Annotated in this window: 23 protein-coding genes; 13 read left to right on the forward strand and 10 right to left on the reverse strand. The window is 70.9% G+C overall.

The genetic code is table 11. The features are described from left to right. Positions 1-37 precede the first annotated feature (37 nt). The 3 genes from ACFFGE_RS07220 to ACFFGE_RS07230 all read right to left on the reverse strand — a co-directional run bounded on the left by ACFFGE_RS07220 (position 38) and on the right by ACFFGE_RS07230 (position 2,398). On the reverse strand, positions 38-931 hold the full coding sequence (locus ACFFGE_RS07220) for an aldo-keto reductase family protein (protein ID WP_376835618.1): 894 nt from the start codon (positions 929-931) through the stop codon (positions 38-40). Positions 932-1,103: 172 nt separating this feature from the next. Continuing rightward, positions 1,104-1,751, reverse strand: a complete 648-nt coding sequence (gene maiA / locus ACFFGE_RS07225) for a maleylacetoacetate isomerase (protein WP_376835620.1) — start codon at positions 1,749-1,751, stop codon at positions 1,104-1,106. After that, entirely contained in the window at positions 1,748-2,398 is a 651-nt protein-coding gene (locus ACFFGE_RS07230; protein WP_376835621.1) for a fumarylacetoacetate hydrolase family protein, read from the reverse strand. The genes maiA and ACFFGE_RS07230 overlap by 4 nt, the downstream gene beginning before the upstream one ends. Before the next feature lie 139 nt (positions 2,399-2,537). Between ACFFGE_RS07230 and ACFFGE_RS07235 the strand changes: the two genes are divergently transcribed. From ACFFGE_RS07235 to ACFFGE_RS07245, 3 genes are all read left to right on the forward strand, one after another. Beyond that, complete coding sequence (locus tag ACFFGE_RS07235) at positions 2,538-2,882, forward strand: glycine zipper domain-containing protein (protein ID WP_376835622.1); 345 nt, start codon at positions 2,538-2,540, stop codon at positions 2,880-2,882. Further along, positions 2,882-3,280 (forward strand): hypothetical protein, encoded by a 399-nt coding sequence (locus ACFFGE_RS07240; protein WP_376835623.1) that lies wholly within the window; start codon positions 2,882-2,884, stop codon positions 3,278-3,280. The genes ACFFGE_RS07235 and ACFFGE_RS07240 overlap by 1 nt, the downstream gene beginning before the upstream one ends. Before the next feature lie 149 nt (positions 3,281-3,429). Continuing rightward, positions 3,430-3,606, forward strand: a complete 177-nt coding sequence (locus ACFFGE_RS07245; protein ID WP_376835624.1) for a DUF1328 domain-containing protein — start codon at positions 3,430-3,432, stop codon at positions 3,604-3,606. 43 nt (positions 3,607-3,649) lie between these two features. Here the strand turns inward: ACFFGE_RS07245 and ACFFGE_RS07250 are convergent, their stop codons facing one another. From ACFFGE_RS07250 to ACFFGE_RS07260, 3 genes are read right to left on the reverse strand one after another with little or no spacing between them, the layout of a single operon-like run. Next, positions 3,650-4,501, reverse strand: coding sequence for a metallophosphoesterase family protein (locus tag ACFFGE_RS07250; RefSeq protein WP_376835625.1), 852 nt, complete (start codon positions 4,499-4,501; stop codon positions 3,650-3,652). Further along, a complete protein-coding gene (locus tag ACFFGE_RS07255) occupies positions 4,501-5,442 on the reverse strand; it encodes a diacylglycerol/lipid kinase family protein (RefSeq protein WP_376835626.1) in 942 nt (313 codons plus the stop codon). The genes ACFFGE_RS07250 and ACFFGE_RS07255 overlap by 1 nt, the downstream gene beginning before the upstream one ends. A gap of 50 nt (positions 5,443-5,492) precedes the next feature. Beyond that, positions 5,493-5,846, reverse strand: a complete 354-nt coding sequence (locus ACFFGE_RS07260; RefSeq protein ID WP_376835627.1) for a hypothetical protein — start codon at positions 5,844-5,846, stop codon at positions 5,493-5,495. A 148-nt stretch (positions 5,847-5,994) separates the two neighbouring features. Here ACFFGE_RS07260 and ACFFGE_RS07265 point away from each other — a divergent pair, with 148 nt between their 5' ends. The 3 genes from ACFFGE_RS07265 (at position 5,995) to polA (ending at position 9,847) form a co-directional block, all read left to right on the forward strand. Next, entirely contained in the window at positions 5,995-6,345 is a 351-nt protein-coding gene (locus ACFFGE_RS07265) for a YMGG-like glycine zipper-containing protein (RefSeq protein ID WP_376835628.1), read from the forward strand. A gap of 88 nt (positions 6,346-6,433) precedes the next feature. Then, a complete protein-coding gene (locus ACFFGE_RS07270; RefSeq protein ID WP_376835629.1) occupies positions 6,434-6,880 on the forward strand; it encodes an OmpA family protein in 447 nt (148 codons plus the stop codon). 63 nt (positions 6,881-6,943) lie between these two features. Continuing rightward, complete coding sequence (polA, locus tag ACFFGE_RS07275) at positions 6,944-9,847, forward strand: DNA polymerase I (RefSeq protein WP_376835630.1); 2,904 nt, start codon at positions 6,944-6,946, stop codon at positions 9,845-9,847. Between the two features lie 6 nt (positions 9,848-9,853). On the opposite strand, the gene ACFFGE_RS07280 is transcribed toward polA, so the two are convergent. Further along, complete coding sequence (locus ACFFGE_RS07280; protein ID WP_376835631.1) at positions 9,854-10,813, reverse strand: calcium/sodium antiporter; 960 nt, start codon at positions 10,811-10,813, stop codon at positions 9,854-9,856. Positions 10,814-10,898: 85 nt separating this feature from the next. On the opposite strand from ACFFGE_RS07280, the gene ACFFGE_RS07285 reads away from it, so the two are divergent. The 7 genes from ACFFGE_RS07285 (at position 10,899) to mdh (ending at position 19,795) form a co-directional block, all read left to right on the forward strand. Continuing rightward, a complete protein-coding gene (locus tag ACFFGE_RS07285; protein WP_376835632.1) occupies positions 10,899-12,101 on the forward strand; it encodes a BaiN/RdsA family NAD(P)/FAD-dependent oxidoreductase in 1,203 nt (400 codons plus the stop codon). A 183-nt stretch (positions 12,102-12,284) separates the two neighbouring features. Then, positions 12,285-12,629 (forward strand): TFIIB-type zinc ribbon-containing protein, encoded by a 345-nt coding sequence (locus ACFFGE_RS07290; RefSeq protein WP_376835633.1) that lies wholly within the window; start codon positions 12,285-12,287, stop codon positions 12,627-12,629. A gap of 91 nt (positions 12,630-12,720) precedes the next feature. Then, on the forward strand, positions 12,721-13,041 hold the full coding sequence (locus tag ACFFGE_RS07295) for a 2Fe-2S iron-sulfur cluster-binding protein (RefSeq protein ID WP_376835634.1): 321 nt from the start codon (positions 12,721-12,723) through the stop codon (positions 13,039-13,041). Between the two features lie 215 nt (positions 13,042-13,256). Then, positions 13,257-15,446 (forward strand): prolyl oligopeptidase family serine peptidase, encoded by a 2,190-nt coding sequence (locus ACFFGE_RS07300; protein WP_376835635.1) that lies wholly within the window; start codon positions 13,257-13,259, stop codon positions 15,444-15,446. Positions 15,447-15,601: 155 nt separating this feature from the next. After that, a complete protein-coding gene (locus ACFFGE_RS07305; protein WP_376835636.1) occupies positions 15,602-17,794 on the forward strand; it encodes a prolyl oligopeptidase family serine peptidase in 2,193 nt (730 codons plus the stop codon). A 72-nt stretch (positions 17,795-17,866) separates the two neighbouring features. Beyond that, entirely contained in the window at positions 17,867-18,604 is a 738-nt protein-coding gene (locus tag ACFFGE_RS07310; protein ID WP_376835637.1) for a DUF1223 domain-containing protein, read from the forward strand. 228 nt (positions 18,605-18,832) lie between these two features. Beyond that, positions 18,833-19,795 carry a malate dehydrogenase gene (gene mdh, locus ACFFGE_RS07315; protein WP_376835638.1) on the forward strand — a complete coding sequence of 321 codons (963 nt, stop codon included), beginning with the start codon at positions 18,833-18,835 and terminating at the stop codon, positions 19,793-19,795. 150 nt (positions 19,796-19,945) lie between these two features. On the opposite strand, the gene hslU is transcribed toward mdh, so the two are convergent. From hslU to ACFFGE_RS07330, 3 genes are read right to left on the reverse strand one after another with little or no spacing between them, the layout of a single operon-like run. Next, a complete protein-coding gene (gene hslU / locus ACFFGE_RS07320) occupies positions 19,946-21,244 on the reverse strand; it encodes an ATP-dependent protease ATPase subunit HslU (protein WP_376835639.1) in 1,299 nt (432 codons plus the stop codon). Between the two features lie 55 nt (positions 21,245-21,299). Next, the gene (locus tag ACFFGE_RS07325) at positions 21,300-21,764 is read right to left on the reverse strand and encodes a universal stress protein (protein WP_376835640.1); all 465 of its coding nucleotides are present in this window, start codon (positions 21,762-21,764) and stop codon (positions 21,300-21,302) included. A gap of 18 nt (positions 21,765-21,782) precedes the next feature. Continuing rightward, a complete protein-coding gene (locus ACFFGE_RS07330) occupies positions 21,783-26,666 on the reverse strand; it encodes an NAD-glutamate dehydrogenase (protein WP_376835641.1) in 4,884 nt (1,627 codons plus the stop codon). Between the last annotated feature and the right edge of the window lie 99 nt (positions 26,667-26,765).

The following is a 26,765-nucleotide window of genomic DNA, read 5'->3' on the forward strand; positions in this document are numbered from 1 at the left end:
TCAGCCCCTTCGGCTCAAGCGCCGGATTGCGACGACGTCAGGCCGCGCTGGCGGCCCTGGGGGCCGACAGCGCCTGGGCCGCCTCGGCGTCGAGCGCGAACCCCGCCCAGTCCAGGCCGGCGTGGGACCGAAGACCGTGGGCGGCCGCGAGCATGGCCCGCAGCTCCGCCGCGGACGCGACCGAGGTGACCAGCAGCGGCCGACCGGGCAGGTCCAGCCCGAAGCTGAGCCCGGCCTGCATAGGGTCCAGACGCGCTTCGGCGAGGCGGCGCCGCACGCGCGACAGCGCCAGCATGTCCGCCCCTTGGGGCGCCAGGTCCACGGCGCCGAAAAGCAGGCCGTGGGCGAAGACGGCCGACACCTGGACCTCCAGATCCATCGCCGCCAGCGCCTCGAGCGTCCCGGTCCTCAGGGCCCGCTGATCCAGCAGGCTGCACGGTACGCGCATGGCGTCGGGGGCGTACCGGCGCGCCAGCAGGGCGGGCGAATCCTCCGGCCCGGCGCAGATGCCGAGCTTTCTGAACAGGCCCTGCGCCTTCAGCCGCTCCAGCCGGTCCCACATGGCGCGACCCTCGGCGCCGGCCAGATCCGAGGCGCGGCCGACGAACAGCGTCTCGCCCCTGGGCAGGCCCATGTGCTCGAGCGACCGGCGGGCGCGCGCCTCCACCCGATCCAGCCCCTCCGAGATGGCCACGGTGCGGACATCGACGCGGAACGGCGAGGGGAAGGGCCACGCCTGGCCGAGCAGACGTTCGACCTCGCCCTCCGGCCGCGAGGTGACGCGGCGGACGCCGGCGTCCGCGGCGGTCTGCAGCAGCTGACGGGTCGCGTCCTCCTGGGCCCCCGGCGGCGGCGCGGGCGAACGCACCGGGGAGGGCGCGAGCGCGACGCACAGGCGTTCGGCGGGATTGTCGGGCGCGGACGGGTTCACCGGACGACCCTGCCCCCGAAAGTTTAAGGGACCGCTTCCCAGACGCTACCGAAGGGTTACCGGAGGGGCAGTCGACAGTAGGCAGTAGGGGTTAGGGAGCAGGACTTGTGAGGGCCCCTGCCGTCCAGGCCAGCCGCCTCCAACCGCCGCCGACTGCCCTACTGACTACTGCCTAGTCCGCGTCCGCCTGACGGTCCGGATGCGCCGCGGCGAAGGCCGGATGCAGCGCCGCGCGGGCCACGACGGCCGCGATGCGGGGCCAGGGGTCGAGCGCGATGTTGAAGCGCGTGGCCGAATAGGCCTGGGGGATCAGGCAACAGTCCGCCAGCGTGGGCGTCTCGCCGAAGCACCAGCCGCGCCCATGGCGGGCGATCAGGCTTTCCAGGGCCTCGAGGCCGGGCCGGATCCAGCGCGCGGCCCAGGCGTCGGTGTCGGCCTGGTCGCCGCCGGAGATCTCCCGCACCGCCTTGAGGACCCGCAGATTGTTGAGGGGATGCACGTCGCACTCGACCAGCGCCGCCATGGCCCGCACATGGGCGCGCTCGATCTTGTTCACCGGCAAGAGCGGCGGCTCGGGAAAGGCCTCGTCCAGCCACTCCAGGATCGCCGGACTCTGGGTCAGGACCGCCGGACCGCCGTCCTCCGGACCAAGCTCCAGCGCGGGGACCATGCCTTGCGGGTTCAAGGCCAGGAAGGCGTCCGACCGCTGCGCGCCCGCACGCAGGTCCACGCCGACCTGGTCGTAGGTCAGGCCCTTGAGGTTGAGCGCGATCCGGGTGCGATAGCTCGTCCCTGAGCGCCAATAGCCGTGCAGGATCATCCGGCGATCTCGAAGCTGAGCGGGGCCAGGCCCGCGATGCGGCAATCGATCCGGTCGCCGTCGACCACCGGCCCCACCCCCTCGGGCGTTCCCGTGAAGATCAGGTCCCCGGGCATGAGCCGCCACAGTTTCCCCAGCCCCACGACGATCTCCTCCGGCGCCCAGATCATGTCCGACAGGACGCCCCGCTGCCGCGACCGGCCGTTGACGTCGAGCGCGATCTCCCCGTCCGCGTCCGGCAGGGCGCCGAGCGTGATCGGTCCGCAGGGGGCGGACTGGTCGAAGCCCTTGGCCGCGTCCCACGGACGCCCCGCCGCCTTGGCCGCCGCCTGGAGGTCGCGCCGGGTCAGGTCGCAGCCGACCGCCCAGCCGACGATCGTCCCGCCCGGACCGATGGCGCAGACCAGTTCGACCTCATGGTGCAGGTTCGCAGTCGAGGGCGGATAGGCGACCCGCCCCCCCTCCGGAGCGATCGCGTCGCCGGGCTTCGAGAAGAAGAAGGGCTCGGCGCGCTCAGACCCCATCTCCCGGGCGTGGGCGGCGTAGTTCTGGCCGACGCAGAGGATGCGGCGGACCGGGAAGCGCTCGGTCCGCCCCACGATGGGCAGGGACGGCGCGGCGGGCGGGTCGAACAGCCATTCGCTCATGGCCCGAAGCCATAGTCGGCGGCCCGCGAGCTGTCGACCGCCGGGTCTGACGGTGGGAACCCTCGCCCCGATCTGGCGTTTGCCCGCGGGGTCCCCTAGATCATCGTAACGCCAAGCTTTCACCTCAGGAGCGCGCATCATGGCCACGTCCAAGGCTCGGGAAGACGTCAAGAACGACCTGAACACCCTCAAGGAAGATCTCAAGGCCGTGAGCCGCGAGGAGTCCGCCCGCCTCAAGGCCAAGGCGGCGGAGACCGAGGCCCGGCTGCGCGAGAAGGCCGAAGCCGCCCGCGAGCGCGCTCGGGTCTATTACGACGAGGCCCGCACGCGCGGCCGCGAGTACTACGACGACGCCGCCGAACGGCTCGACGAAGCCCAGCGCTATCTGGTCGAGCGGGTTCAGGAGCGCCCGGTGCAGTCCACCGCAATCGCCCTCGGCGTCGGCGTCGTCCTCGGCTTGCTGCTCGCCGGCCGGCGTCACTGATGCTGGGCAAGGGGCTGGTCAAGCGCCTGGCGGCGGCGTTCGTCGTCGCCGGTTGCGCCTTCGTCGTCGTCGTGGCGCTGGGCGCGGCGACCTACTACGCCCTGGCCCTGGCGCTTGAGCCGCTCGGCGCCGCGGCCGTGACCGCCCTGATCTTCGCCGCCCTCGCCGGAGGTGTCGCCGCAATGTTCCTGTCGAAGGCGAGCGGCGACGACCCTGAAGAGGACGACGAGCCGGAAGGGCTCGGCGCGCGCGCCTACCATCTTTTCCGCCAGCGACCGATCCTCGGCACGGTGGCGGCCCTGGCGGGCGGCTGGATCTTTCTCCGCAACCCCGCCCTGGCGACCATGGTCGCGGCGGCCTTCACCGAGCAGAGCCGGAGCTCGCGCCGGCGGCGCTGAGACGTCCCCATTGAATGCGGCGGGGCCCGGTCGGAAGGTATCCGGCCGGGTCCTTTCTTCTGGCGAGGGAACAGCGGAGCCGTCCAAACGTTGTGTGCTCGAGCTCGGCAAGTCGTCGCCGACTCGCCGATCAACAACGGAGGGACCCCATGCTTCGCTGGGCCATTATCTTTCTGATCGTCGCGCTGGTCGCCGCCGTTCTCGGCTTCGGCGGCATCGCCAACTTCTCTTTCGAGATCGCCAAGTTCGTGGCGGTCATCGCGCTGATCCTGTTCGTGATCTCTCTGGTCGCCGGCGGTCTGCGCGGTCGAGGGTCGAGGATCTAGCGCGACCTCCAGGTCATCGGGTTACAAGGCAAGCCGCCGTCGATCAGACGGCGGCTTTTCTTATGGCCGCCTCGCTCGGCGCCGGCGGTCGCGACTCGGCGTGCCGGGTGTCCTGGCGACGGTTCAGGGTCCAGGTCTGGCTGTCGGCGAACCGGCCGTCCTTCCACGCCACCGCGGTCACCACGATCCGGCGATCGTCCCACTCCACGCGGTTGAAGCTGGGCGGGGCCCCGCGCTCGCGCCGGGACAGGGTCCCGCATCCCACGGCGTAGGAGCAGCCGTCGCCGAGGCGGATCGGCAGGGCGAACGGCACATGCACGTGGCCCGTCATGATGAGGTCCACGCCGGCCTCGGCGAAGATGTGAGCGGCCCTCTCGCCCCGGATGACGTCGCCCGTCATGGGCGTGCCGATCATCTCGATCAGGGGGTGATGGCAGGCGAGGATGCGAAGATCGCCGGTCGGCGCCGCCGCCAGGGCCTGGGCCGCGCGGCGGGTCTGATCCAGGTCGATCACGCCTTTCGACCAGTTGAGCCGCGCCTGCCAGCCCCGCGCCGTGGTCACGCCCCGGACCATCACGCCGGGACCCCGATACTCGTGATCGTGGGCCGGATGGCCGATCACCGTCTCGAACCGCCGCCACGGATAGAAGATGCGCGCGACGGGGTCATAATAGGGCACGTCGTGATTGCCGACGATGACGAACACCGGTTCCGGCAGGGCCTTGATCCATCGCGCGGCGGCCTCGAATTCGTCCGGCAGCCCCTTCTGCGTCACGTCCCCCGTGACCAGCACGAGGTCCGGGCGCGCCGCGCGTGCATAGTCCAGCGCCGCGGCGCAGGCGTCGGCATGCTCCACGCCGAAGTGGACGTCCGAGAACTGAAGGAGCTTGGGCATCAGACGCTGTCCGCCTCGGCCGGCGGTCGCGGCGCCAGCGCGCGGAAGGCCTTGGACCGGAAACGGACCCGGGAATGGTGGGTCAGCAGCACGGACTCTCCGTCCAGAACGGCCGGAATGCGGGAGCGCGCCGTCACCTCGGCGCGCCGGATCTTTCGCGTCCGGACCGCCGGATCATGGCGCCAGTCGCTCGTCAGGGCGTGATAGGCTAGGCGAAAGGCTTCGGCCGCGTCCACGGGGCTCATGGCGGCCGCCTCCAGCCCGTCATCCTCCTCCAGCGCCTTCGAGATGAGAGGGCTGATCAGCGCCAGCGCCTCGGCCGAGGTGCGGGGGCCGCCGTCGAGGCTGTACCGGATACGGCCGGAGAAGGCCCGGCGCAGCGCTCGCCGGGCGTACTGCCAGGCCAGACTGAACTTGCGCACCCGCACAGCCTCCCGCGCCGGCGCCCACAAGGCGGGCGAGCCCAGGATGGCGACGCAGTAGAAGGGGTGGCCGTCCACCTCGCCGCCGACCACGTCCAGCGGCTCACCCTCCTCCAGCGCGACCTTCAGCGCGGCGCGCCAGTCGGTGGTGCCATAAAGCGCCTTGGGCAGCATGTTCATGGTCCCGCCGGGGAGGGGCGCCACCAGCGGCCCCCTGGGGCCGGCCAGCCCGGCCGCCGCTCGGGCGGTGCCGTCCCCCGCCAGGACGACGAGGAGGTCGGGCTCGTCGGCCAGCGCTGCCTCGATCTGCGGCTCGAACCGGCCGTCGGTCAGACGCCGCACCTCCGCCTCGACCGCGTAATCGGCCAGCAGGGCCTCCGCCTGCTCGGCGGCGTGGGGTCCGGTTGAGCCCGACAGCGGATTGACCAGCACCGTGATCCGTCTCAGCGGCGCGTGAGGCGTCAGGCTCGACCGCTTCGCTTCGGACAGATCGGGAAGGGGGGCGTCAGCGGCGGTCATCGCCCGCCAACGCCCGTCCGACCCTTGCCGTTCCGTTCGAGGGACAGGCTTCAGGGATTTGAGAGTTCCTCACGCGCCGCCTCGGCCCCCGCCTGCATGGCGTCGCCGGCCTTTTCGGTGGCCTGGACGGCTTCCTGCCCGGCCGCCTCCGCCGCCTCGTCCGCCTGTCCGGTCAGGCCGCGAACGCCGTCGACGGCGACCGCGATCCAGCCGTCGATCCGTTCTCCCGCGCCCGCCACCGAGCGCTCCGCGACCGACAGGGCGATCGTCAGCGCCCCGAACAGCGCAACCAGGGTCACGATCAGGCCCACCACTGGATTGCCGCCGCTCTTGCGTCTGGAGCGGGCCCAGACCGGACCGTGGCCGTCGTCGTCCGCCATGCGGACCGGTTCAAGGAACTTCATGTCGCCTCCCGACGGGCGGTCTCGCCCGCTCCCACCTGCTCGTCGAACGTGATAATCTCAACGCTCGCTCGGGGATAGGCCTTGGAACCGCCACGCTGGTCCAGCGTTCTCACCCCGGGGGCGAACCGCAGGGATAAAGGGATCTCACATGAAAAAGGCGATTATCGCCGTCGCCGGCGCCGGTCTGTTGGCCTCGGCCTGCGCGAGCGACCCGTACGGCTACGGCGGGACCAATGAGACCGTCCGCCAGGGCGCGATCGGCGCCGGCATCGGCGCCGTGGCCGGCGCTATCATCGGCAACAACGTCGGCGACGGCAACGCCGGCACCGGCGCGGCCATCGGCGCGGTGGTGGGCGGCGCGGCGGGCGCGATCCGCGGCTCGCAGCAGGACCGCGCCAACCAGCAGCGCTACTACGACGCCCAGCGTCGCGCCTACTACTACTGCTACGACGGCCGCCAGGTCGAATGCTATTGGGAAGACGGCTCGCGTCGCTACTGAGGCGATCGCGGTCCGCGAGAGACATCGTACAGGGCGGCTCGCGACGCGGGCCGCCTTTTCTCTGCTCGACAGGCCTGGGGAGGCTCCAATGACGTGGGTTCGGGGATTGGCGGCGGTGTCGCTGGCGGCGCTGGCGGCGGGGTGCGCGGGTCGCGCCGAAGATCGGGCGCCGCTGGTCGCCGCGCCTGCGGCGTGCCGGGCGCATGTGTTCGAGGTGTATTTCCGTGAGGGCGAGGCGCGGCTGACCGATCCGGCGGCCGAGGCCGTGCGGCTGCACGCCGATATGGTCTCCGCCTGCGCCGTCCGCGCGGTCCAGGTGGTGGGCCTGGCCAGCGCCACGGGGTCCAGCAGCGCCAATCTTTCCCTGTCGGAGCGCCGCGCCGCCGAGGTCGCGCGGGCGCTCGCAGCCTCCGGATTTCCGGCCCCCGAGTTCCAGCTCTACGCCGCGGGCGATCAGGGCGCGGTGACCCCCACCGGGGCGGCCGAACCGCTGCGACGCCGGGTCGAGGTCCGGATCGACGCCGCGCCGCGCTGACACCCGTCGTGGCGACCCAGATCAGGCGATGACGGCGGCGGCGCGCCCGCCTATCTTCCACCCATGACCGACGACGCCGCCGAGACGACCGACCGCCCCCTCACGCAAGACGGGCCGCCGATCCGGCTGTGGATGATCGACGCCTCCGCCTACATCTTCAGGGCGTACCACGCCCTGCCGCCGCTGACCCGCAAGTCCGACGGCCTGCCGGTGGGGGCGGTGCAGGGCTACTGCAACATGCTGTGGAAGCTGCTGCGGGACCTGAAGGGCGAGGACGGCCCGACCCATCTGGTCGCCATCTTCGACCACTCCGAGAAGACGTTCAGGAACGACCTCTACGACGGCTACAAGGCCCACCGTCCCCCGCCGCCGGAGGACCTGGTCCCCCAGTTCGCCCTGGTGCGCCAGGCGACCGCCGCCTTCGGCGTGCATTGCGTGGAACTGCCCGGCTACGAGGCCGACGACCTGATCGCCACCTACGCCTGCAAGGCCAGGGACGCGGGGGGCAAGGCCGTCATCGTCAGCTCCGACAAGGACCTGATGCAGCTGATCGGCCCGTCGGTGGTCATGTACGACCCGATGAAGGACAAGGTCCTGGCCGAGGACGCGGTCATGGAGAAGTTCGGGGTCACGCCGGACAAGATGGTCGATCTGCAGGCCCTGATCGGCGACAGCGTCGACAACGTCCCGGGCGCGCCGGGCATCGGCCCCAAGACGGCGGCCCAGCTGCTGGACGAGTACGGCGACCTCGACACGCTGCTGGCCCGGGCCGGCGAGATCAAGCAGCCGAAGCGGCGCGAGACCCTGATCGGGTTCGCCGACCAGATCCGGCTGTCGCGCGAGCTGGTGCGCCTGACCTGCGACGCCCCGGCGCCCGAGCCGATGGAGGACTTCGCCGTCCGCGATCCGGACCCCGAGACCCTGTCGGCCTTCCTGGACGAGATGGAGTTCCGTTCGCTGGCGCGGCGCGTCGGCGACGGCAAGGCGCCCGAGCGGGACGGTCCGGCCATGCAGCGGGCGCCCAAGCCTCTGACCGCGCCGGTGATGACGCCCCGCTACGCGCCCCGCGCGCCGGTAGAGCCTGGGGATCATGCCTTCGACCACGACGGCTACGCCTGCATCCAGACGCTGGAGGAACTGGACGCCTGGATCGACAAGGCCCGGGCGGCCGGGATCGTGGGCTTCGACACCGAGACCGACAGCCTGTCGGCGACCCACGCGGGGCTCTGCGGGGTGTCGCTGGCCATCGGGCCGAACCAGGCCTGCTACATCCCCCTGACCCACGAGCACGCGCCCGTGGAGGGCTCGGGCGGGCTGGATTTCGGCGGCGAGGCCGACACGCGCGAACCCTTGACCCAGATCGACAAGCCCACCGCCCTGGCGCGCTTGAAGACGCTGCTGGAAGACCCGGCGGTGCTGAAGGTCGGGCAGAACATCAAGTACGACCTGGCCGTGATGGCGCGCCGAGGCATCCGGGTCCATCCGATCGACGACACCCTGCTGATCTCCTACGTGCTGGAGGGCGGCCTGCACGGCCACGGCATGGACGAGCTGGCGCGGCTGCATCTCGGCCACGAGCCCATCGCCTTCAAGACCGTGGCGGGGACCGGCAAGAGCCAGAAGAGCTTCAAGCACGTCGAGCTCAAGCCGGCGACCTGCTACGCCGCCGAGGACGCGGACGTGACCCTTCGCCTGTGGCGCATCCTCAAGCCCCGGCTGGTCGAGGAGAAGCTGACCACCGTCTATGAGACGCTGGAGCGGGCCATGCCGGCGGTGCTGGCCGACATGGAGCTGGCGGGAATCCGCGTCGATCCGGAGCGCCTGCGCCGGCTGTCGTCGGAGTTCGGCCTGCGCATGGCCGAGCTGGAGGAGAAGGCCCACGGCCTGGCGGGTCGGCCCTTCAACCTGGGCAGCCCCAAGCAGATCGGCGACATCCTGTTCGGCGAGATGGGCCTGGCGGGCGGCAAGAAGACCGCCACGGGCCAGTGGGGCACCGACGCCAGCGTGCTGGAGGAGCTGGCGCTGACGCACGACCTGCCCGCCACCCTGCTGGAATGGCGCCAGCTGTCCAAGCTCAAGGGCACCTATACCGACGCGCTGGTCGCCGCCGCCGACCCGGAGACGGACCGGGTGCACACCTCCTACCAGCTGGCCGCGGCCACCACCGGACGCCTGGCGAGCTCTGACCCCAATCTTCAGAACATCCCGATCCGCACCGAGGTGGGCCGACAGATCCGTCAGGCCTTCATCGCCCGGCCGGGCCACGTCCTGATCTCGGCCGACTATTCCCAGATCGAGCTTCGGCTGCTCGCCCACATCGGCGACATCCCCGAGCTGAAGCGCGCCTTCAAGGCGGGGCTGGACATCCACGCGGCCACGGCGTCCGAGATGTTCGGCGTGCCGGTGGAGGGCATGCCCGCCGAGACGCGGCGGCGCGCCAAGGCCATCAACTTCGGCATCGTCTACGGCATCTCGGCCTTCGGCCTGGCCAACCAGCTCGGGATCGACCAGGGCGAGGCCGGGGCCTACATCAAGACCTATTTCGAGCGCTTCCCCGGCATCCGCACCTACATGGACCGCACCAAGGCCGAGGTGCGCGAGGCGGGGTTCGTCTCCACCCTGTTCGGGCGGCGCATCCACATCCCGGCGATCCGGTCCAAGTCGAACGCCGAGCGGGCGTTCGGCGAGCGCGCGGCGATCAACGCCCCGATCCAGGGCGCGGCGGCGGACATCATCCGCCGGGCCATGATGCGGATGCCGTCAGCCCTGTGCGACGCCGGGCTTCAGACCCGCATGCTGCTGCAGGTCCACGACGAACTGGTGTTCGAGGCGCCCGAGGCCGAGGTCGAGGCGGCCCTGCCCCTGATCCGCCGCGTCATGGAGACCGCCGCGGAGCCGGCCGTGGCGCTGACCGTGCCGCTGGAGGTCGAGGCCAAGGCCGCCGCCAACTGGGACGACGCTCATTAGCGCTGGTCAGACGATCCCGCGCACCAGCGACCAGATGTAGGCGGCGTAGGCGGCCAGCAGCGCAAGGCCTTCCCAGCGCACGATCTTCATGCCGGTGCGGACGAACACCACCAGAAGCGCCGTCGCGGCCAGCATGACCCAGATGTCCAGCCGGGCGATCTCGGCCGGGACCTGGATCGGCTGGACCATCGAGGTCACGCCCAGGATGAACAGCACGTTGAAGATGTTTGAGCCGACGACGTTGCCGAGCGCCACGTCGGCGTGACGCTTCATCGCCGCGACCACGGACGTCACCATTTCCGGCAGCGAGGTGCCGACCGCCACCACCGTGACGCCGATCACCGCGTCCGACACGCCGAAGTCCCGCGCGATGACGATGGCGTTGCTCACGAGCAGGTTCGCGCCGCCGATGGTCAGGGCGATGCCCAGGACCGCCAGACCCAGCCCGACGAGAAGGCCGCCGCCGGACTTCGGCGCGTCCTCGGCGATGTGTTCGTACTTGTCCCGTTCGGGGTCGACGGCGTTCCGCTCGCCCAGCCAGGCGACGACGAGATAGGCGAGCAGCATCGCCACCATCGCCGCGCCCCAGATCGGTCCGATCCGCGCGGCCAGAACGGCGGCGGCGCAGACGACCGCCGCGATGACCAGCATCCAGCCGTCCCGCCGGAACGCCGTGCGGTCCACAGCGATCGGCGCGATCAGGGCCGTCAGCCCCAGGATCAGCAGGATGTTGGCGGTGTTCGAGCCCACCACGTTCCCGACCGCGATCCCCGGCGACCCGGCCAGGGCGGCCGTAAGGCTGGTGACCAGTTCGGGCGTCGAGGTGCCGAAGCCGACCAGGGTCAGGCCGATCAGCAGGGGCGAAACACCCAGGCTCTTGGCCGCCGTCGAGGCGCCGCGCACGAGGGTGTCACCGCCGACCGTGAGGAGAACCAGGCCGAGCGCCAACATCAGATATGTGATCATGCGGCGCCGCTTGTCATGAACCGCCGGTCATCGCAACCGCGACACGGTGAAGCCTTGCCCGCTCCGGCCTGCTATGGCCCCTCGCATGAAGAGCCGCAAGGTGGATGTCCTGATCGTCGGCGCGGGCGCGGCCGGCATGATGTGCGCCGCCGAGGCGGGGCGGCGCGGCCGCTCGGTGCTGGTGATCGACCATGCGAGGGCGCCCGGCGAGAAGATCAGGATTTCCGGCGGCGGGCGCTGCAACTTCACCAACCTGGGCTGCGGACCCCACGCGTTCCTGGGCGAGAACCCTCGTTTCGCGGCCTCGGCGCTGAAGCGCTACGACCAGCACGACTTCATCGCCCTGGTGAACCGTCACGGCGTCGCCTGGCATGAGAAGACGCTGGGCCAGCTGTTCTGCGACGACAGTTCGCGCCAGATCGTCAATCTGTTGACCGAGGAGATGCGGCGGGCGGGCGCGGAGCTGCGCCTGAACACCTCCGTGGAGGCGGTCGAGCGGGCGGGCGACGGGTTCCGCGCGACCCTCTCGGACGGCCAGGGGATCGAGGCGGCCTCGCTGGTGCTGGCCACCGGCGGCAAGTCCATCCCCAAGATGGGCGCGACCGGCTGGGCCTATGACGTCGCCCGCCGCTTCGGCCTCCGTATCGTCGAGACCCGCCCCGCGCTCGTGCCCCTGACCTTCGAGGCGGCGCTGCTCGAGCGACTGAAGCCGCTGGCGGGCGTCGCCGCGCCCGACGCGGTGGCCCGCGCGGGCGAGGGCGGGCGGTCGGGCCGGTTCCGCGAGGCGGTGCTGTTCACCCACCGGGGGATCAGCGGTCCGGCGATCCTGCAGATCTCCAGCTACTGGCGCGAGGGCGAGTCGATCGAGCTGGACCTGGCGCCGGACGTCGACGTCGCGGAGATGCTGAAGGCCCGAAAGCGGGAGGCGGGACGGCAAGGGGTCGTCACGGCGCTCTCCGAACACCTGCCGCGACGCCTGGCGGAAGCGGTCGCCGAAGCCGAGGGGGCGAGCGGGGCGCTGGCCGAGAGGCCGGACGCGCGGCTGGCGGCGGTCGGAGCCGCGATCAACCGTTGGCGGGTCAAGCCGGTCGGCTCGGAAGGCTATCGCACCGCCGAGGTGACGCTGGGCGGCGTCGCGACCGATGAGCTGGACCAGAAGACGATGCAGGCGAAGACCGCCCCCGGCCTGTATGTCATCGGCGAGGCCGTCGACATCACCGGCTGGCTGGGCGGCTATAACTTCCAGTGGGCCTGGTCGTCCGGCTGGGCCGCGGGGCAGGTATGTTGACGCCCTATCGCTCGCGACGCGGTCGCTCGCTGCTTGAGGGCGGGCTTGTTGGCGCTCATGGCCTTGAAAGCGGCGCCGTCGCGCCCCTAGTGTCGGTCGGCGGTGCGGGCCCCTCTGGCGGGCCGTCACGGACGGCGTGCGATGTCGGACCGCGGGTGACCTTCCCTGCTTGAGAGGACGACCATGCCGCTCTTGATGTGCCCCAACGACAACGCCGCCATGACCACGGTCGAGCGCTCCGGCGTGCAGTTCGACATGTGCCCGACCTGCCGGGGCGTCTGGCTGGACCGGGGCGAGCTGGAGAAGCTGATGCAGGCCGCCGTGGACGAGGCCCCGCGCGTCGCCCAGCCCGCGCCGCCGCCCCAGGCCGCGCCCGCGCCCCCCTATCCGACGCAGCCGCCGCCCCAGCAGCCCTGGGGCTATGGCGAACGTGGCGAACGCGGGGAATGGGGTGAACGCGGCGAGTACGGCGAGCGCGGCTACGGCTATCGCAAGAAGCGCCCGTCGATCTTCGACATCTTCGACTAGCGCTGAAGCAGCGAGCGACCGCGTCGCGAGCGATAGCGCGGCAAAAAGAGCGTCGGCTTCCATTCCGCGCGGGCGTTGCTATGAGGCCCGGATGGCGAAGATCACCTACATCGAGCACGACGGAACCGAGCACGTCGTGGAGGTCAAGACGGGCCTGTCCGTGATGGAGGGCGCGATCCGCAACAACGTGCCCGGCATCGACGCGGACTGCGGCGGGGCCTGCGCCTGCGCCACCTGCCACGTCTATGTCGACGAGGCCTTCCAGGCCGAGACCGGGCGGCCGTCGGCGATGGAGGAATCCATGCTCGACTTCGCCGAGAACGTGCAGCCGAACAGCCGCCTGTCCTGCCAGATCCGCGTCTCCGACGACCTGGACGGGCTGGTCGTCCGCCTGCCCGAGAGCCAGCACTGAATGAGGGTCTCCTCCCCTGCGAAGCGGGGGAGGTGGATCGTCGCGCAGCGACGAGACGGAGGGGGCGACCGGGAGCGCAGGCGCTTGCCCTCGCCCCCCTTCACCACGCTGCGCGCGGTCCGCCTCCCCGTACGCTGCGCTGGGGGAGGAGAGATTGATCCGCGTCCTCAGCCGGTTAAGGTGCCCGCCCTGTGTTTCGACTGGGGGGAGCCCTGATGTCCCGCGCCGCCTCGCTCGCCGCCCTCGCGGCGGTTCTTCTGGCCGGATCGGCCGTTTCAGAGACGCCCATGTCCAATCCTCCGCAGGAGCCGCAGGTCGGCCTGCCCACCCCTCCGCACGCCCCCGAGCAGGTCGCCGAGGCCGACCCCTACATCTGGCTCGAAGAGGTGGAGGGCGAGCGGGCCATGGCCTGGGTCCGCGAGCAGAACGCGGCGTCGCTCGGGCGGCTGCAGGGCGATCCGCTGTACGACCGGCTGCACGCCGACGCCCTGGCGCTGGTGGAATCCCGCGACCGCATCCCCACGCCCGGCTTCCGCAGGGTCGAGGGGGTCGAGCGCATCGACAACTTCTGGCAGGACGCGAACAGCGTCCGGGGCGTCTGGCGCACCACGACGCCGGAGAGCTACGCCACGGCCGAGCCGGCCTGGGAGACGGTGCTGGACCTCGACGCCCTGGCGGCTTCCGAAGATGCGAACTGGGTCTGGCGCGGGGCGAACTGCCTGGAGCCGCAGGGCCGGCGCTGTCTGGTGGAGCTGTCGGACGGCGGCAAGGACGCCTCGACGCTGCGCGAGTTCGACCGCGTCAGCCGCGCCTTCGTGGAGGGCGGCTTCGTACTGCCGGAATCCAAGGGCGACGCGACCTGGATCGACCAAGACACGCTTCTCATCACCCGCGACTTCGGGGAGGGCTCGCTGACCGCCAGCGGCTATCCCCGGATCCTGAAGCGACTCGCGCGCGGCCAGTCGTTGGATCAGGCGCAGACGATCTTCGAGGCCCGGCCGGACGACGTCTTCGTCAGCGCCTTCACCCTGCGCGACCCGGACGGGACGCTGAGGGCGACCCTGATCTCGCGGGCGATGACCTTCTACACGCGCGAATACTTCGTGCTGCAGGCCGACGGCTCGACGCGCCGGCTGGAGCTGCCGCAGAAGGCGTCGATCACCGGCCTGCTGGGCGACCGGCTGATCCTGACGACGGACGAGGACTTCACCTCGGGCTCCGGCCAGAGCTTCCAGACCGGCGACCTGTTCAGCGTCGACCTCGACGCTTGGCTGGCCGATTCGGCCGCGCCGATGCAACTGATCCTGCGGCCCGGACCCCGCGAGTCGATCGAAGGCGTCCAGATCACCCGCAACCGCCTGATCGTCGCCCTGTATGAGAACGTGCGCGGCGGGGTCTATGTCTATCAGCCGACCGCCGACGGCTGGACGCGCGAGCGGATGGACCTGCCCGAGAACGTGTCTGTGGGTCTGGGCTCGGCCAGCGAGCTGGACGACCGGGTGTTCGTCTCGATCAACGGCTACCTGACGCCGTCCACCCTGTATCTCGCCGACGCCTCGACGCTGCAGGCGCAAGCCGTGAAGTCCCTGCCCGCCAAGTTCGACGCCGAGGGCATGGAGGTTCGCCAGTTCGAGGCGCGCTCCGCCGACGGGACCATGGTCCCCTATTTCGTCGTGGGCCGGTCCGACATGCCCATGGACGGCTCGAATCCGACGCTGCTTTACGGCTACGGCGGGTTCCAGGTGTCGATGCTGCCGGGCTACTCGGCCACCGTCGGCAAGCTGTGGCTGGAGCGTGGCGGCGTCTATGTGGTCGCCAACACCCGGGGCGGGGGCGAGTTCGGCCCGCGCTGGCACCAGGCGGCGCTGCAGGCGAACCGCCAGCGGGCGCACGAGGACTTCCAGGCGGTGGCGCTGGACCTGATTCGGCGCGGGATCACCTCCCAGCCGCACCTGGGGATCATGGGCGGCAGCCAGGGCGGGCTGTTCATGGGGGCGATGCTGACCCAGCGGCCGGACCTGATCAACGCCGCGGTCATCCAGGTCCCCCTGTTCGACATGCTGCGCTATCACCGCCTGCTCGCCGGGGCGTCCTGGATCGCGGAGTACGGCAACCCGGACATCCCCGAGGAGCGCGCCTGGATTCAGGCCTATTCGCCGTATCAGAACCTGCGCGCCGGCCAGCCCTATCCGGAGGTCTTCATCCACACCTCGACCAAGGATGACCGCGTGCACCCCGGCCATGCGAGGAAGGCCGCCGCTCGGCTTCAGGAGCTGGGCTATCCGGTCCTGTTCTACGAGAACACCGACGGTGGACATGCGGCGGGCGCCAACCTGCGCGAGACCGCCCGACGGCTGGCGCTGGAGTACACCTATCTGTCCGACCGGCTGATGCCGGAGGACTGAAGACCCACGCCTCCCTCGCGAGCGGGGGAGGGGGACCCCGCGTGGCGTGGTGGAGGGGGAGACCTCGACCACCGCGCCCTGACCTCGCCCTCTCCACCGCTTCGCGGTCCCCCTCGCCCTCTGCGAGGGGGAGGAAACAGAAAACTGGAGTTCCCATGCGCCTGCTGCTGCTCACCGCCTCCGCCCTCGTCCTCGCGTCTCCCGCTGTCGCCCAGCAGGCGATGCCGCACCTTCCGGCCGAGCTGACGCCGGAGGCCGTCGCGGCCGCCGACGACCATCTGGCGCTTGAGGAGGTGCAGGGCGCCGAGGCCCTGGCCTTCGTGCGGGCGTCGAACGAGCGGGCGCTGGCCAGCCTCACCGGCGATCCGCGCTACGAGACCTTTCGGCGCGAGGCCGAGGCGATCCTGACGTCGCAGGACCGGATCGCCTACCCGACCTTTCTCGGAGAGGGCCTGGGCAACTTCTGGCAGGACGCGGCCAATCCGAAGGGCGTCTGGCGGCGCACGACGCTGGAGAGCTATGCGACCGACACGCCGGCCTGGGAGACGCTGCTCGACATCGATGCGCTGGCCCGCGCCGAGGGCGAGGACTGGGTTTTCAAGGGGGCCAACTGCCTGGCGCCGGACGAGCGCCGCTGCCTGATCTCCCTGTCCGACGGCGGCAAGGACGCGGTGGTGGTGCGGGAGTTCGACACCGCGGCCAAGGCCTTCGTGGACGGCGGTTTCAGCCTGCCGGAGGGCAAGCACCGCATCAGCTGGCTGGACGCCGACACGCTTCTGGTCGCCACGGACTTCGGCCCCGGGACGCTGACCGAGTCCGGCTATCCCTACATCGTGAAGTCGCTGAAGCGCGGGCAGACCCTGGCCCAGGCGACGGAAGTCTATCGCGGCGACCGGAGCGACGGGGGTTACGGCGTCAGCGCCTCGGTCTTCCGGGACGCCGAGGGCGTCGTCCAGGCCGTGATCTTCAACCGCCCGCTGGACACCTTCAGGAGCGAGCGGTCGGAATGGGTGGACGGACGCGTGGTCCGCCTGAACCTTCCCGAGCGGGCCTCGATCTATGGGACGATCGGGAACGTGCTGATCTTCTCTCCCGAACAGGCGTGGGCGCCGACGGGGATCGAGTATGCGGCCGGATCCCTGCTGTCCTTCCCGCTCGCGACGCTGCGTGACGGGAACGAGGTCGTGATCAGTAACCAGGCGCGCCAGATCCTCGCGCCCGGCCCGCGCCAGTCCATCAGCGACGTCGCCGTCCTGTCGGACCGGGTTGTGGTGGCGCGAAACGACAATGTGCGCGGCCGCGTGTCGATCTTCGCCAACCATGGCGAATGGGGCTGGACCGAACGCTCGGTCGAGGCGCCTGACAACAGCGCCATCGACCTGGGCGACGCCTCCAAGAGCCGCGCGCAGGTCTTCGTGGCGTCGCAAGGCTTCCTGACGCCGCCGTCGCTGGGACTGCTGGACGCGGGCGTGGCCATCCCCCGCCGCGCGCCCGGCACGCCGCCGCCGCCGGAACGCATCGCGCCGCTGAAGGCCGCGCCCGCCCTGTTCGACGCCTCGACCCATCAGGTGGAGCAGTTCGAGGCGCGGTCCAGCGACGGGACCCTGATCCCCTACTTCGTGGTGCGGCCGCGCGACCTGGCGATGGACGGCTCGGCGCCCACCATCCTGTTCGGCTACGGCGGGTTCCAGGTCAGCTTCCCGCCCGCCTACAAGCCCGAGATGGGCAAGCTGTGGCTGGAGAACGGCGGCGTCTTCGTCCAGGCCAACATCCGGGGCGGCGGAGAGTTCGGGCCCGAATGGCACCAGGCGGCGCTGCGCGAGAACCGCCAACTGGCCTTCGACGACTTCGCCGCCGTGGCCGAGGACCTGATCGCGCGGCGGATCACCAGCCCGGATCACCTGGGCATCTATGGGCGATCCAACGGCGGGGTCCTGACCTCGGTCTCGATCACCCAGCGGCCGGAGCTGTTCGACGCGGCGGTGATCGAGAGCCCCCTGATCGACATGCTGCGCTATCACCTGCTGCCGGCCGGGGCCTCGTGGATCGGCGAGTACGGCGACCCGCGCGTGCCCGGCGACGCGGCCTTCATCGCGGCGTATTCGGCCTACCAGCGGCTGGCGCCGGGCCGGGAGTATCCGCGCGTCTACATCACGACCAACACGCTGGACGACCGGGTCCATCCCGGCCATGCGCGCAAGTTCGCCGCGCGGCTGGGCGACCTCGGCTACGATCACCTCTATTACGAGGAGACGTCGGGCGGGCACTCCAACGACGCCGACCCGGTGGCGAACGCCCGGCGGTGGGCGCGGCACTACGTCTATCTGTCCCAGCAGCTGATGGACTGAATCTCGCGCCGCTTTTTCGCCTCACGCAGATATGAGGGGCGGTGATCTTCGCGCGGCCGTAGAACGTCGGACATGGTTACGAGGGGCTGGGTCATGGCCGGGGCGGGCGCCCTGGCGCTGGCGTTCACGGCCGGGTCGGCGGCGCAGCCGGCCCGGTCCTCCCCCGCGCGCGTCGCCGTGCCCGAGCCGGTGGTGGTCGAGCTTTTCACCGCCCAGGGCTGCGGCGCCTGTCCCGAGGCCGATCGCACGGTGGAGGCCCTGGCCGAGGCGCCGGGCGTCATCGCCCTGACCTACGGGGTCGACTACTGGGACTATCAGGGCTGGGCCGACACCTTCGCCAAGCCCGAGTTCGTGCGACGCCAGCGCGCCTATCAGCAGGCGCTCAGATTGCGCGGGGTCTATACGCCTCAGATCGTGATCGACGGGCGGCGGGCGGTCTCGGGCGTGGACGCCGAAGCGGTGACGGAGGCGGTCAACGCGGCCGCCGAGGAGCGCCTGTTCCCGCCTGAGATCGAGTTTCGCGAGACGGGTCGTCACGTCGGCGTCGGATCCGGACGGCCGCCGGCGGGCGGCGCGGAGGTCTGGGCCGTGGTGTTCAAGCCGGGCGTCCAGGTGGTCGAGGTCGGCGCAGGCGACAATCGGGGCCGAGAGCTGCGCCAGGTCAACGTGGTCAGCGACGTGCGGTCCCTCGGCGACTGGCGCGGCCGCTCGACCCTTCTGACCCTGCCCGAGATCGAGGACGGCGCGGCCATGGCCGTGCTGGTCCAGAGCCGCGCCGACGGCAGCATCCTGGCGGCGGCGGCGCGGTAGGGCATGTCTCTCCTCCCCCGCGAGCGGGGGAGGGGGACCGCGAAGCGGTGGAGGGGGCGACTCCAGACACCGGCGCTTGAACTCGCCCCCTCCACCATGCTGCGCATGGTCCCCCTCCCCCATACGCTACGCTATGGGTGAGGAAGACGGGTGGCTTGCCCCTCGCCCCGCCCGGGTCTAGACCGCGCGGCGTTCCGTTTCGCAACGCACAAGCTTCTGGAGGCCTGAATGGCTCGCGCGAAGATCGCCCTCATCGGCGCCGGCATGATCGGCGGCACCCTCGCCCACATCTGCGCGCGCGAGGCGCTGGGCGACGTGATCCTGTTCGACATCGCCGAGGGCACCCCCCAGGGCAAGGCGCTGGACATCGCGGAAGCCACCGCCGTCATCGGCCAGGACGTGGCGCTGAAGGGCGCGAACGACTACGCCGACATCGCCGGCGCCGACGTCTGCATCGTCACCGCGGGCGTGCCGCGCAAGCCTGGCATGAGCCGCGACGACCTGCTCGGCATCAATCTGAAGGTCATGAAGGCCGTGGGCGAGGGCATCAAGGCGCATGCGCCGAACGCCTTCGTGATCTGCATCACCAATCCCCTGGATGCGATGGTCTGGGCGCTGCAGAAGTTCTCGGGCCTTCCGAAGGAGAAGGTCGTGGGCATGGCCGGCGTGCTGGATTCGGCCCGCTTCGCCTACTTCCTGGCGGAGAAAACGGGCGTGTCGATCCAGGACATCCACGCCTGGACGCTGGGCGGCCACGGCGACGACATGGTGCCGATGGTGCGCCACTCCACCGTCGGCGGCCTGCCCCTGCCGGACGCGGTCAAGGCCGGCTTCATGACGCAGGCCGAACTGGACGCCATCGTCGAGCGGACCCGCAAGGGCGGCGGCGAGATCGTGGCCCTGCTGAAGACCGGGTCGGCCTTCTACGCCCCGGCCGAGAGCGCCGTGGCCATGGCCCGCTCCTACCTGCTGGACCAGAAGCGCGTTCTGCCCTGCGCCGTGTGGCTGTCGGGCGAGTACGGCCTGAACGACCTCTACGTCGGCGTGCCCGCCCTGATCGGCGCCGGCGGCGCGGAGAAGGTGATCGAGTTCACCACCAACGACGACGAGAAGGCCATGCTGGCCAAGTCGGTCGCCTCGGTGCAGGGCCTGATCGAGGCCTGCAAGCAGATCGACCCCTCGCTGGGCTGATCGGACAGGCGTTTCCTCCCCCTCTTGAAGGGGAGGGGGACCACGAAGTGGTGGAGGGGGCGACCCCCCCGGACGCCGGCGCTTGAACTCGCCCCCTCCACCCTGCTGCGCAGGGTCCCCCTCCCCCGCTAGGCGGGGGAGGAACTTACTTCAGAGAATATACCGGCTCAGGTCGGCGTTGGCGGCCAGGCCCGCGATCTTCTCGCGCACCGCGTCGCCGTCGAAGCGGACGGTCTGGCCCGACAGGTCGGAGGCCCTGAAGCTGGTCTCCTCCAGCACCCGCTCGATCACGGTCTGAAGCCGGCGGGCGCCGATGTTCTCGACCGCGCTGTTGGCCGCCACCGCCGCGTCGGCGAGCGCATCCACAGCGTCGTCGGTGAACTCCAGCGTCACGTCCTCGGTCGCGAGCAGCGCCTGGTTCTGGCGGATCAGGTTGGACTCGGGTTCCGTCAGGATGCGGCGGAAGTCGTCCCGCGTCAGGGCCTTCAGCTCCACCCGGATGGGGAGCCGCCCCTGCAGCTCGGGCAGCAGGTCCGACGGCTTGGCGACGTGGAAGGCGCCGGACGCGATGAACAGCACATGGTCCGACTTCACCGGCCCGTACTTGGTGGAGACCGTGGTGCCCTCGATCAGGGGCAGCAGGTCGCGCTGGACCCCCTCGCGGCTGACGTCGGCGCCGCGCGCCTCGGAGCGGGCCGCGACCTTGTCGATCTCGTCCAGGAAGACGATGCCCTCGTTCTCGGCCAGCAGAACCGCCTCCTTGGCCAGGCTCTCCTGATCCAGCAGCTTGTCGCTCTCCTCGGTGACCAGCGGGGCCCAGGCGTCGCGGACGGGCAGCTTGACCGTCTTGGTGCGCCCCCCGGCCATCTTGCCGAACATCTCCGACAGGTTCAGCACGCCCACATTGGCGCCCGGCAGGTCCAGACCCTGGAGCGGCGAGGCGGTGTCGGCGAGCGCGATCTCCACCTCCTTGTCGTCCAGTTCGCCGGCGCGCAGCTTTTTCCGGAACGCCTCGCGGGTCGTCGGCTGCGAGCCCGGGCCCACCAGCGCGTCCAGCAGCCGCGCCTCCGCCTGGCCCTCGGCCCGGGCCCGCACGCCCGCCCGGCGGCGGTCGCGCACCATGACCAGCGCCGCCTCGACCAGGTCGCGGATGATCTGATCGACGTCGCGGCCGACGTAGCCGACCTCGGTGAACTTGGTCGCCTCGACCTTCAGGAAGGGCGAGCCGGACAGCTTGGCCAGCCGCCTGGCGATCTCGGTCTTGCCCACGCCCGTCGGGCCGATCATCAGGATGTTCTTGGGCGTGACCTCGTCGCGCAGGTCCTCAGGGACCCGTTTGCGGCGCCAGCGGTTCCTCAGCGCCACGGCCACGGCGCGCTTGGCGTCGTCCTGGCCGACGATGAAACGATCCAGTTCGGAGACGATCTCGCGGGGGGAAAGGTCTGTCATCCCCGCCAGATAGGGCCTGATCAGCGGCGGCGGGAGGGGGACCTGGCCGCGAGGCTCAAGCCAGGTCCTCAAGCTCCGCCTCTGACAGCTCTCCAGGCACGATGGTGACCGGCAGTTTGCGCCCCCCGAGGCCCCCTTGCTTGAGGAGCAGGCTGATCAGGGGGCCCGGCCCGCGCGCCCCGGCGCTGGCGGCGAGCACGAGGATCTTGATCTCCGGATCGTCGGCCACGGCCTTGCGGATCGCCGTCTGCACGTCGCCGCTCTCGATCAGCAGCACCGGCTGCGCGCCCGAGCGGGCCTCGGCCTCCTCGGCGAAGCGGCGGAGCAGCGCCTCGGCCTCCTCGCGCATCTGACGCTCGATCTCCTCGCGGACGCCGGACCAGTGCTCGTCATGGGTCGGGGAGATGACGCGGAGCAGCGCCACGCGGCCGCCGGTGGATTTCGCCCGGCGCGCGGCGAAAGCCAGGGCGCTGGCGAACTCGGGCGTGTCGTCGGCGACGACCAGGAACTTCCTCGGCATGCCCCCCTCCCCGCCCGGCTACAGCGCGGCCGCGAAGCCGCGGATCGCGCCGTTGGCGATCGTCAGCTTGGCGAAGGACCAGCCGCGACCGGACTGTTCGATCTCGTCCACCGAGGCCCTGAGCGCCTCCACCTCGGCCAGACGCGGCCCGATCCAGGCGTCGACGGCCGCCTCCGCCGCCGCTTCGGTATCGCCGACGCCGGCGTTCGCGCCCCTGGCCACCGCCCGGGTCAGCGCCATCTGCTCGACCGACAGCTCGCTGATCAGTCGCCGCACCGCCAGGCGATCGTAGTGGTCCTCCGAGGGCACCTGCCGCGCCGCCGCGCGCAGGCGGTCGAAATCGAAGGCGGCGCCCACCTGGTGATACAGCCGCGCCATGGCCGGATCGCTCCAGCCGGCCTCGCGCGCCAGGTCGGCGATGTCGGTGGCCGGGGCGAGCGGCTGCAGCATGGCCAGGTCCGCCGCCATCTCGGCGGGGGCGCCGAGCGCCGTCAGCCCGTCGATGCGATCCTTCAGCCGGCTCTGGGAGAAGCGCGACAGCACATCGCCGCCGGCCGAGCGCAGCGCGTCCGCCGCGGGCCGGTAGGCCGCGATCAGCGCCTCCACCCCACGACCCGTCGCCTGGGCCCGCCGGGCCAGCCACAGGGTCTGGCGCCGCAGGCCGTTGGCCACCTCCTGGTACAGGGCGATCTGGGCGTCGGCCGGGATCTTGAGGTCCAGCGCCGAGACGGCGTCCCAGGCCTGATCCAGCCGGAAGATGCGCCGCGCGGCCTCGAAGCCGACCACCAGGGCGGTGGTGTCGCATTCCGCCGCCGCGCGCAGCCGGGCCGGGAAGGTGAAGCCGGCCATGTTGACGATCTCGTTCGACATCACCGTGGCGACGATCTCGCGGCGTAGCCGGTGGGTCTTCATCTCTGTGTCGAACCTGGCCAGCGGCTCGGGGAAGTAGCGGACCAGGGTCTCCTCGAAGAAGGGGTCCTCGGGCGCCCGAGAGGCGACGATGTCCTCGCTCAGCTCGAGCTTGGAATAGGCCAGCAGCACCGCCAGCTCCGGCCGGGTCAGGGCCCGACCCTGCTCGCGCCGCTCGGAGATCTGGGCGTCGGTCGGCAGACCCTCGACCTTGCGGTCCAGGCGACCGGCCTCGACCAGCCGACGCATGAAGCCGGCCTGATGGTCCAGCTCGGCCGTCCCCTGGACCTCGCGCAGCGTCAGAGCCAGCGTCTGGTCATAGTTGTGGGCCAGAACCTTCTGCGCCACCTCCTCGGTCATGGACGCGAGAAGCGGATTGCGATCCTCGGCCTTGAGCGCGCCCGAGACGATCGCCGATCCGGTCAGGATCTTGATGTTGACCTCGTGGTCCGAGGAATCGACGCCGGCGGAGTTGTCGATGGCGTCGGTGTTGATCCGTCCCCCGTTCGCCGCGAAGGCGATCCGCGCCGCCTGGGTGAGGCCGAGATTGGCCCCCTCCCCCACCACCTTCACGCGCAGCTCGCCCGCCTCGACGCGGATGGCGTCGTTAGCCTTGTCGCCCACCTGGGCGTCGGTCTCGCCGCCGGCCTTCACGTATGTGCCGATCCCGCCGAGGTAGAGCAGGTCCGCCGGCGCCTTCAGGATCGCGTTCATCAGGGTCGCCGGGTCGAGGCTCTCGGCCTCGATCCCCAGCGCCTCGCGCGCCTCCGGCGAGAGGTCGATCGACTTGGCCGAGCGGGAGAAGACGCCGCCGCCCCTGGAGATCTTCGAGGCGTCGTAGTCCTGCCAGGACGAGCGCGGCAGCTCGAACATCCGCTTGCGCTCTTCCCAGCTCGAGGCGGGGTCCGGGTTCGGGTCGATGAAGATGTCGCGGTGATCGAAGGCGGCGACCAGCTTCGTGGCCTTCGACAGCAGCATGCCGTTGCCGAACACGTCACCCGACATGTCGCCGACGCCGACGACGGTGAAGGGCTCGGTCTGGATGTCGCGGCCCATCTCCCGGAAGTGCCGCTTCACCGCCTCCCAGGCGCCGCGGGCGGTGATGCCCATCACCTTGTGGTCGTAGCCGGCCGAGCCGCCCGAGGCGAAGGCGTCGCCCAGCCAGAAGCCGTAATCCGCCGAGACCCCGTTGGCGATGTCGGAGAAGGTGGCCGTGCCCTTGTCGGCGGCCACGACCAGATAGGGGTCGTCGTCCTCCCAGGCGACCACCGCGTCGGGCCGCTTCACCGAACCGTCGGCGAGGATGTTGTCGGTCAGGTCGAGAAGACCGGACAGGAAGGTCTTGTAGGCGCGGATCGCCTCGGCCTGGATGGCGTCGCGCTCGGCGCCGGCCCGCACCAGGGCGGGCAGCCCCTTGGGATAGAAGCCGCCCTTGGAGCCGACCGGCACGATCACCGCGTTCTTGACCTGCTGGGCCTTCACCAGGCCCAGCACCTCGGTGCGGAAGTCGTCGCGCCGGTCCGACCAGCGCAGGCCGCCCCGCGCCACCGGCCCGAACCGAAGGTGCACCCCCTCCACGTGCGGGGCCCAGACGAAGATCTCGCGATAGGGCTTGGGCAGCGGCAGGTCCTCGACCTCGCGCGAGGCGATCTTGATCGAGATGTAGGGCTTGGGCTCGCCCGCCGCGTCCGTCTGGAAATAGTTGGTCCGCTTGATCGCGTCGATCAGGTCGGCGAGGCGGCGCAGCACGCGGTCGTGCTCCAGGCTCTTCACGACCTGAACGCCCGCGGCGATCTCGGCCTTGAGGGCGTCGGCGGCCGCGACGCGGGACGCGGCGTCACCTCCGGCCCCGGGGTCGAACTTGAGCGTGAACAGCTTCAGCAGGCCGCGCGCCACGTCGGGATAGAGGGCCAGCGCCTCTTCCTGCACCGACTGGCTGGGGTCCAGGCCCGACTGCTGGCGATACTTGGCGAGGGTGCGGATGAGCGCCGCCTCCCGCCACGACACGCCCAGCTCCAGCACCAGCCTGTTGAAGCCGTCGCTCTCGGTCCGGCCGGACCAGACCGCCTGGAAGCCCGCCTCGAACGGCGCCTTCACATCGGCGAACGTCAGGGCCTCCCCGCGCGGATCCTCCAGCAGGAACTCGTGGATGTGGATGGGCGCGTCGTCGGCCGGATGGATTTCGTGGCCGTACTCCTCCAGCGTCTTCAGACCCATGTCGGCCAGGATCGGGAGGACGTCCGACAGCGGGGCGGCGCCGCCCCGCTTGTAAAGCTTGAAGCGGAACTGCAGCGGCGTGTCCGAGGCCGCGCGGAAGGCCCGCACCGCCACGCCCTCAAGGCCGAAGCCGTCCGCGCTCAGCCGATCCATCTCCATCAGGTCGGCGATGGCCTCGAAGGCGTCGTAGCGGGCGCGGTACGCGGGGCCGAAGGCCTCGGCCCAGCGCGCGCTGACCGCGCCGATCTCGGCCTCGGCGAAGTCGGCCGAGCGGGCCGCGGCTTCGAAGCGGTCCGTCCAGCTGCGCGCCGTCTCGACCACGGCGGCCTCCAGCTCGGCCATGTCCGGGATCGGGTGATCGCCCGGCGTCACGCCGATGATGTAGTGGATGCGCACCAGGGGCGCGTCCGACAGCTGCGGATACCAGGCCGACAGGCGGCCCCCCCAGGCGGCCGCCAGCAGCTTGCCGATCCGCTCGCGCACGCCGGCGTCGAACCGCTCCCTCGGCACGAAGGCCAGGACGGAGACGAAGCGGTCGAACGGGTCCTTGCGGGTGAAGATCTTCACCCGGGGCCGGTCGTAGAGGTGAAGGACGCCGAGCGCCGTCTCGAGCAGTTCGTCCTCGGTGATCTGGAAAAGCTCGTCCCGGGGATAGTTCTCCAGGATGTTCTTCAGCCGCTTCTCGTTATGGCTTCCGGGCAGCTTGCCGGCGCGGGTCAGGGCGTTGGCCAGCTTGCGCCGCACCAGCGGCACCTCCGAGGCGGCGCGGTCATAGGCCTCGGCGGTGAACAAACCCACGAAGCGCGTCTCGCCCGACGGACGGCCGTCGGGGCCGTACCGCTTGACGCCGACGTAATCCATGTAGGCTCGGCGGTGCACCCGGCTGCGCAGATTGGCCTTGGCGACGGTCACCGGCTCCGACAGATCCAGCTGGCGCTTCATCTGTCGCGTCAGGACCGCGGGCTCCGACGCCCGGCGCAGGACGGTTCGGCTGGGGTCGCGAAGCACGCCCAGCCCCTCGCCGGACTGGTCCAGCGGCGCCTCGGCCTCGTAGCCGCCGTCGGGGGTGCGCGGATAGCTGTAGTCGCGCGCGCCCAGGAAGACGAAATGATCGTCCTTGAGCCACCGGAGGAAGGCGATGTTCTCCTCCACCACGGCCGGGTCCACGCCCTCGGAGGAGGCCTCCAACTCCCTCACCGAACGGCGCATAAGCTCGAACATGGCCTGGTGGTCGCCCACGGCGGCGTGGACATCCGCCAGGGCGGCGGCCACGCCCTCGCCGATCGCGTCCCGTCGCTCCTGCGGGACGGGATCGAAGACGACGAGGATGACCGACTCGCGACGACCGCCTTCGTGGGCCACGACGGGATGGAACAGGGCGCGCACGGTCACGCCGGCGTCGGCCATCTCGCCCATGACGCTGTCGACGAGGAAAGGCGCGTCGTCCTGGATGATGCGCAGGGCGTCGTAGCCGGTCTGCCGGCCGTCGGCGCCCTTGAGCGGGCCGACGGAGATCAGGGGCGGCGTCCCGTCGGCGCGGTCCTCGGCCGCGCGCCAGGCGTCGGCCAGGGCGGCGGCGAGATCGACCAGGTCCAGCTCCGGCGTCTCGTCGGCCAGATAGTCTTCGTGGGCCTGGGCGACGAAGTCGCTTTCGAGCGAGTTCAGGGCGGGTCCGGCCTTGCCCAGCGCCTTCGCGAAATGATCGAGCAGGACCTGCGCGTCCTGGCCCCCCTTCTCCGGCTGCGGACGGGCGGGAGTGCGCGAATCGGCGGGCATTCGGGGACCTGGGCTGGCACGGCTTCTGAGGCCGCTGAACGCCGGCAAACTAGACCTCTCGACGCGCCGATCAACCACGGCCCAAAAGAAACGCGCCGC

The organism is Brevundimonas balnearis, assembly GCF_042434805.1.
In the GTDB taxonomy this organism is placed as follows: domain Bacteria; phylum Pseudomonadota; class Alphaproteobacteria; order Caulobacterales; family Caulobacteraceae; genus Brevundimonas; species Brevundimonas balnearis.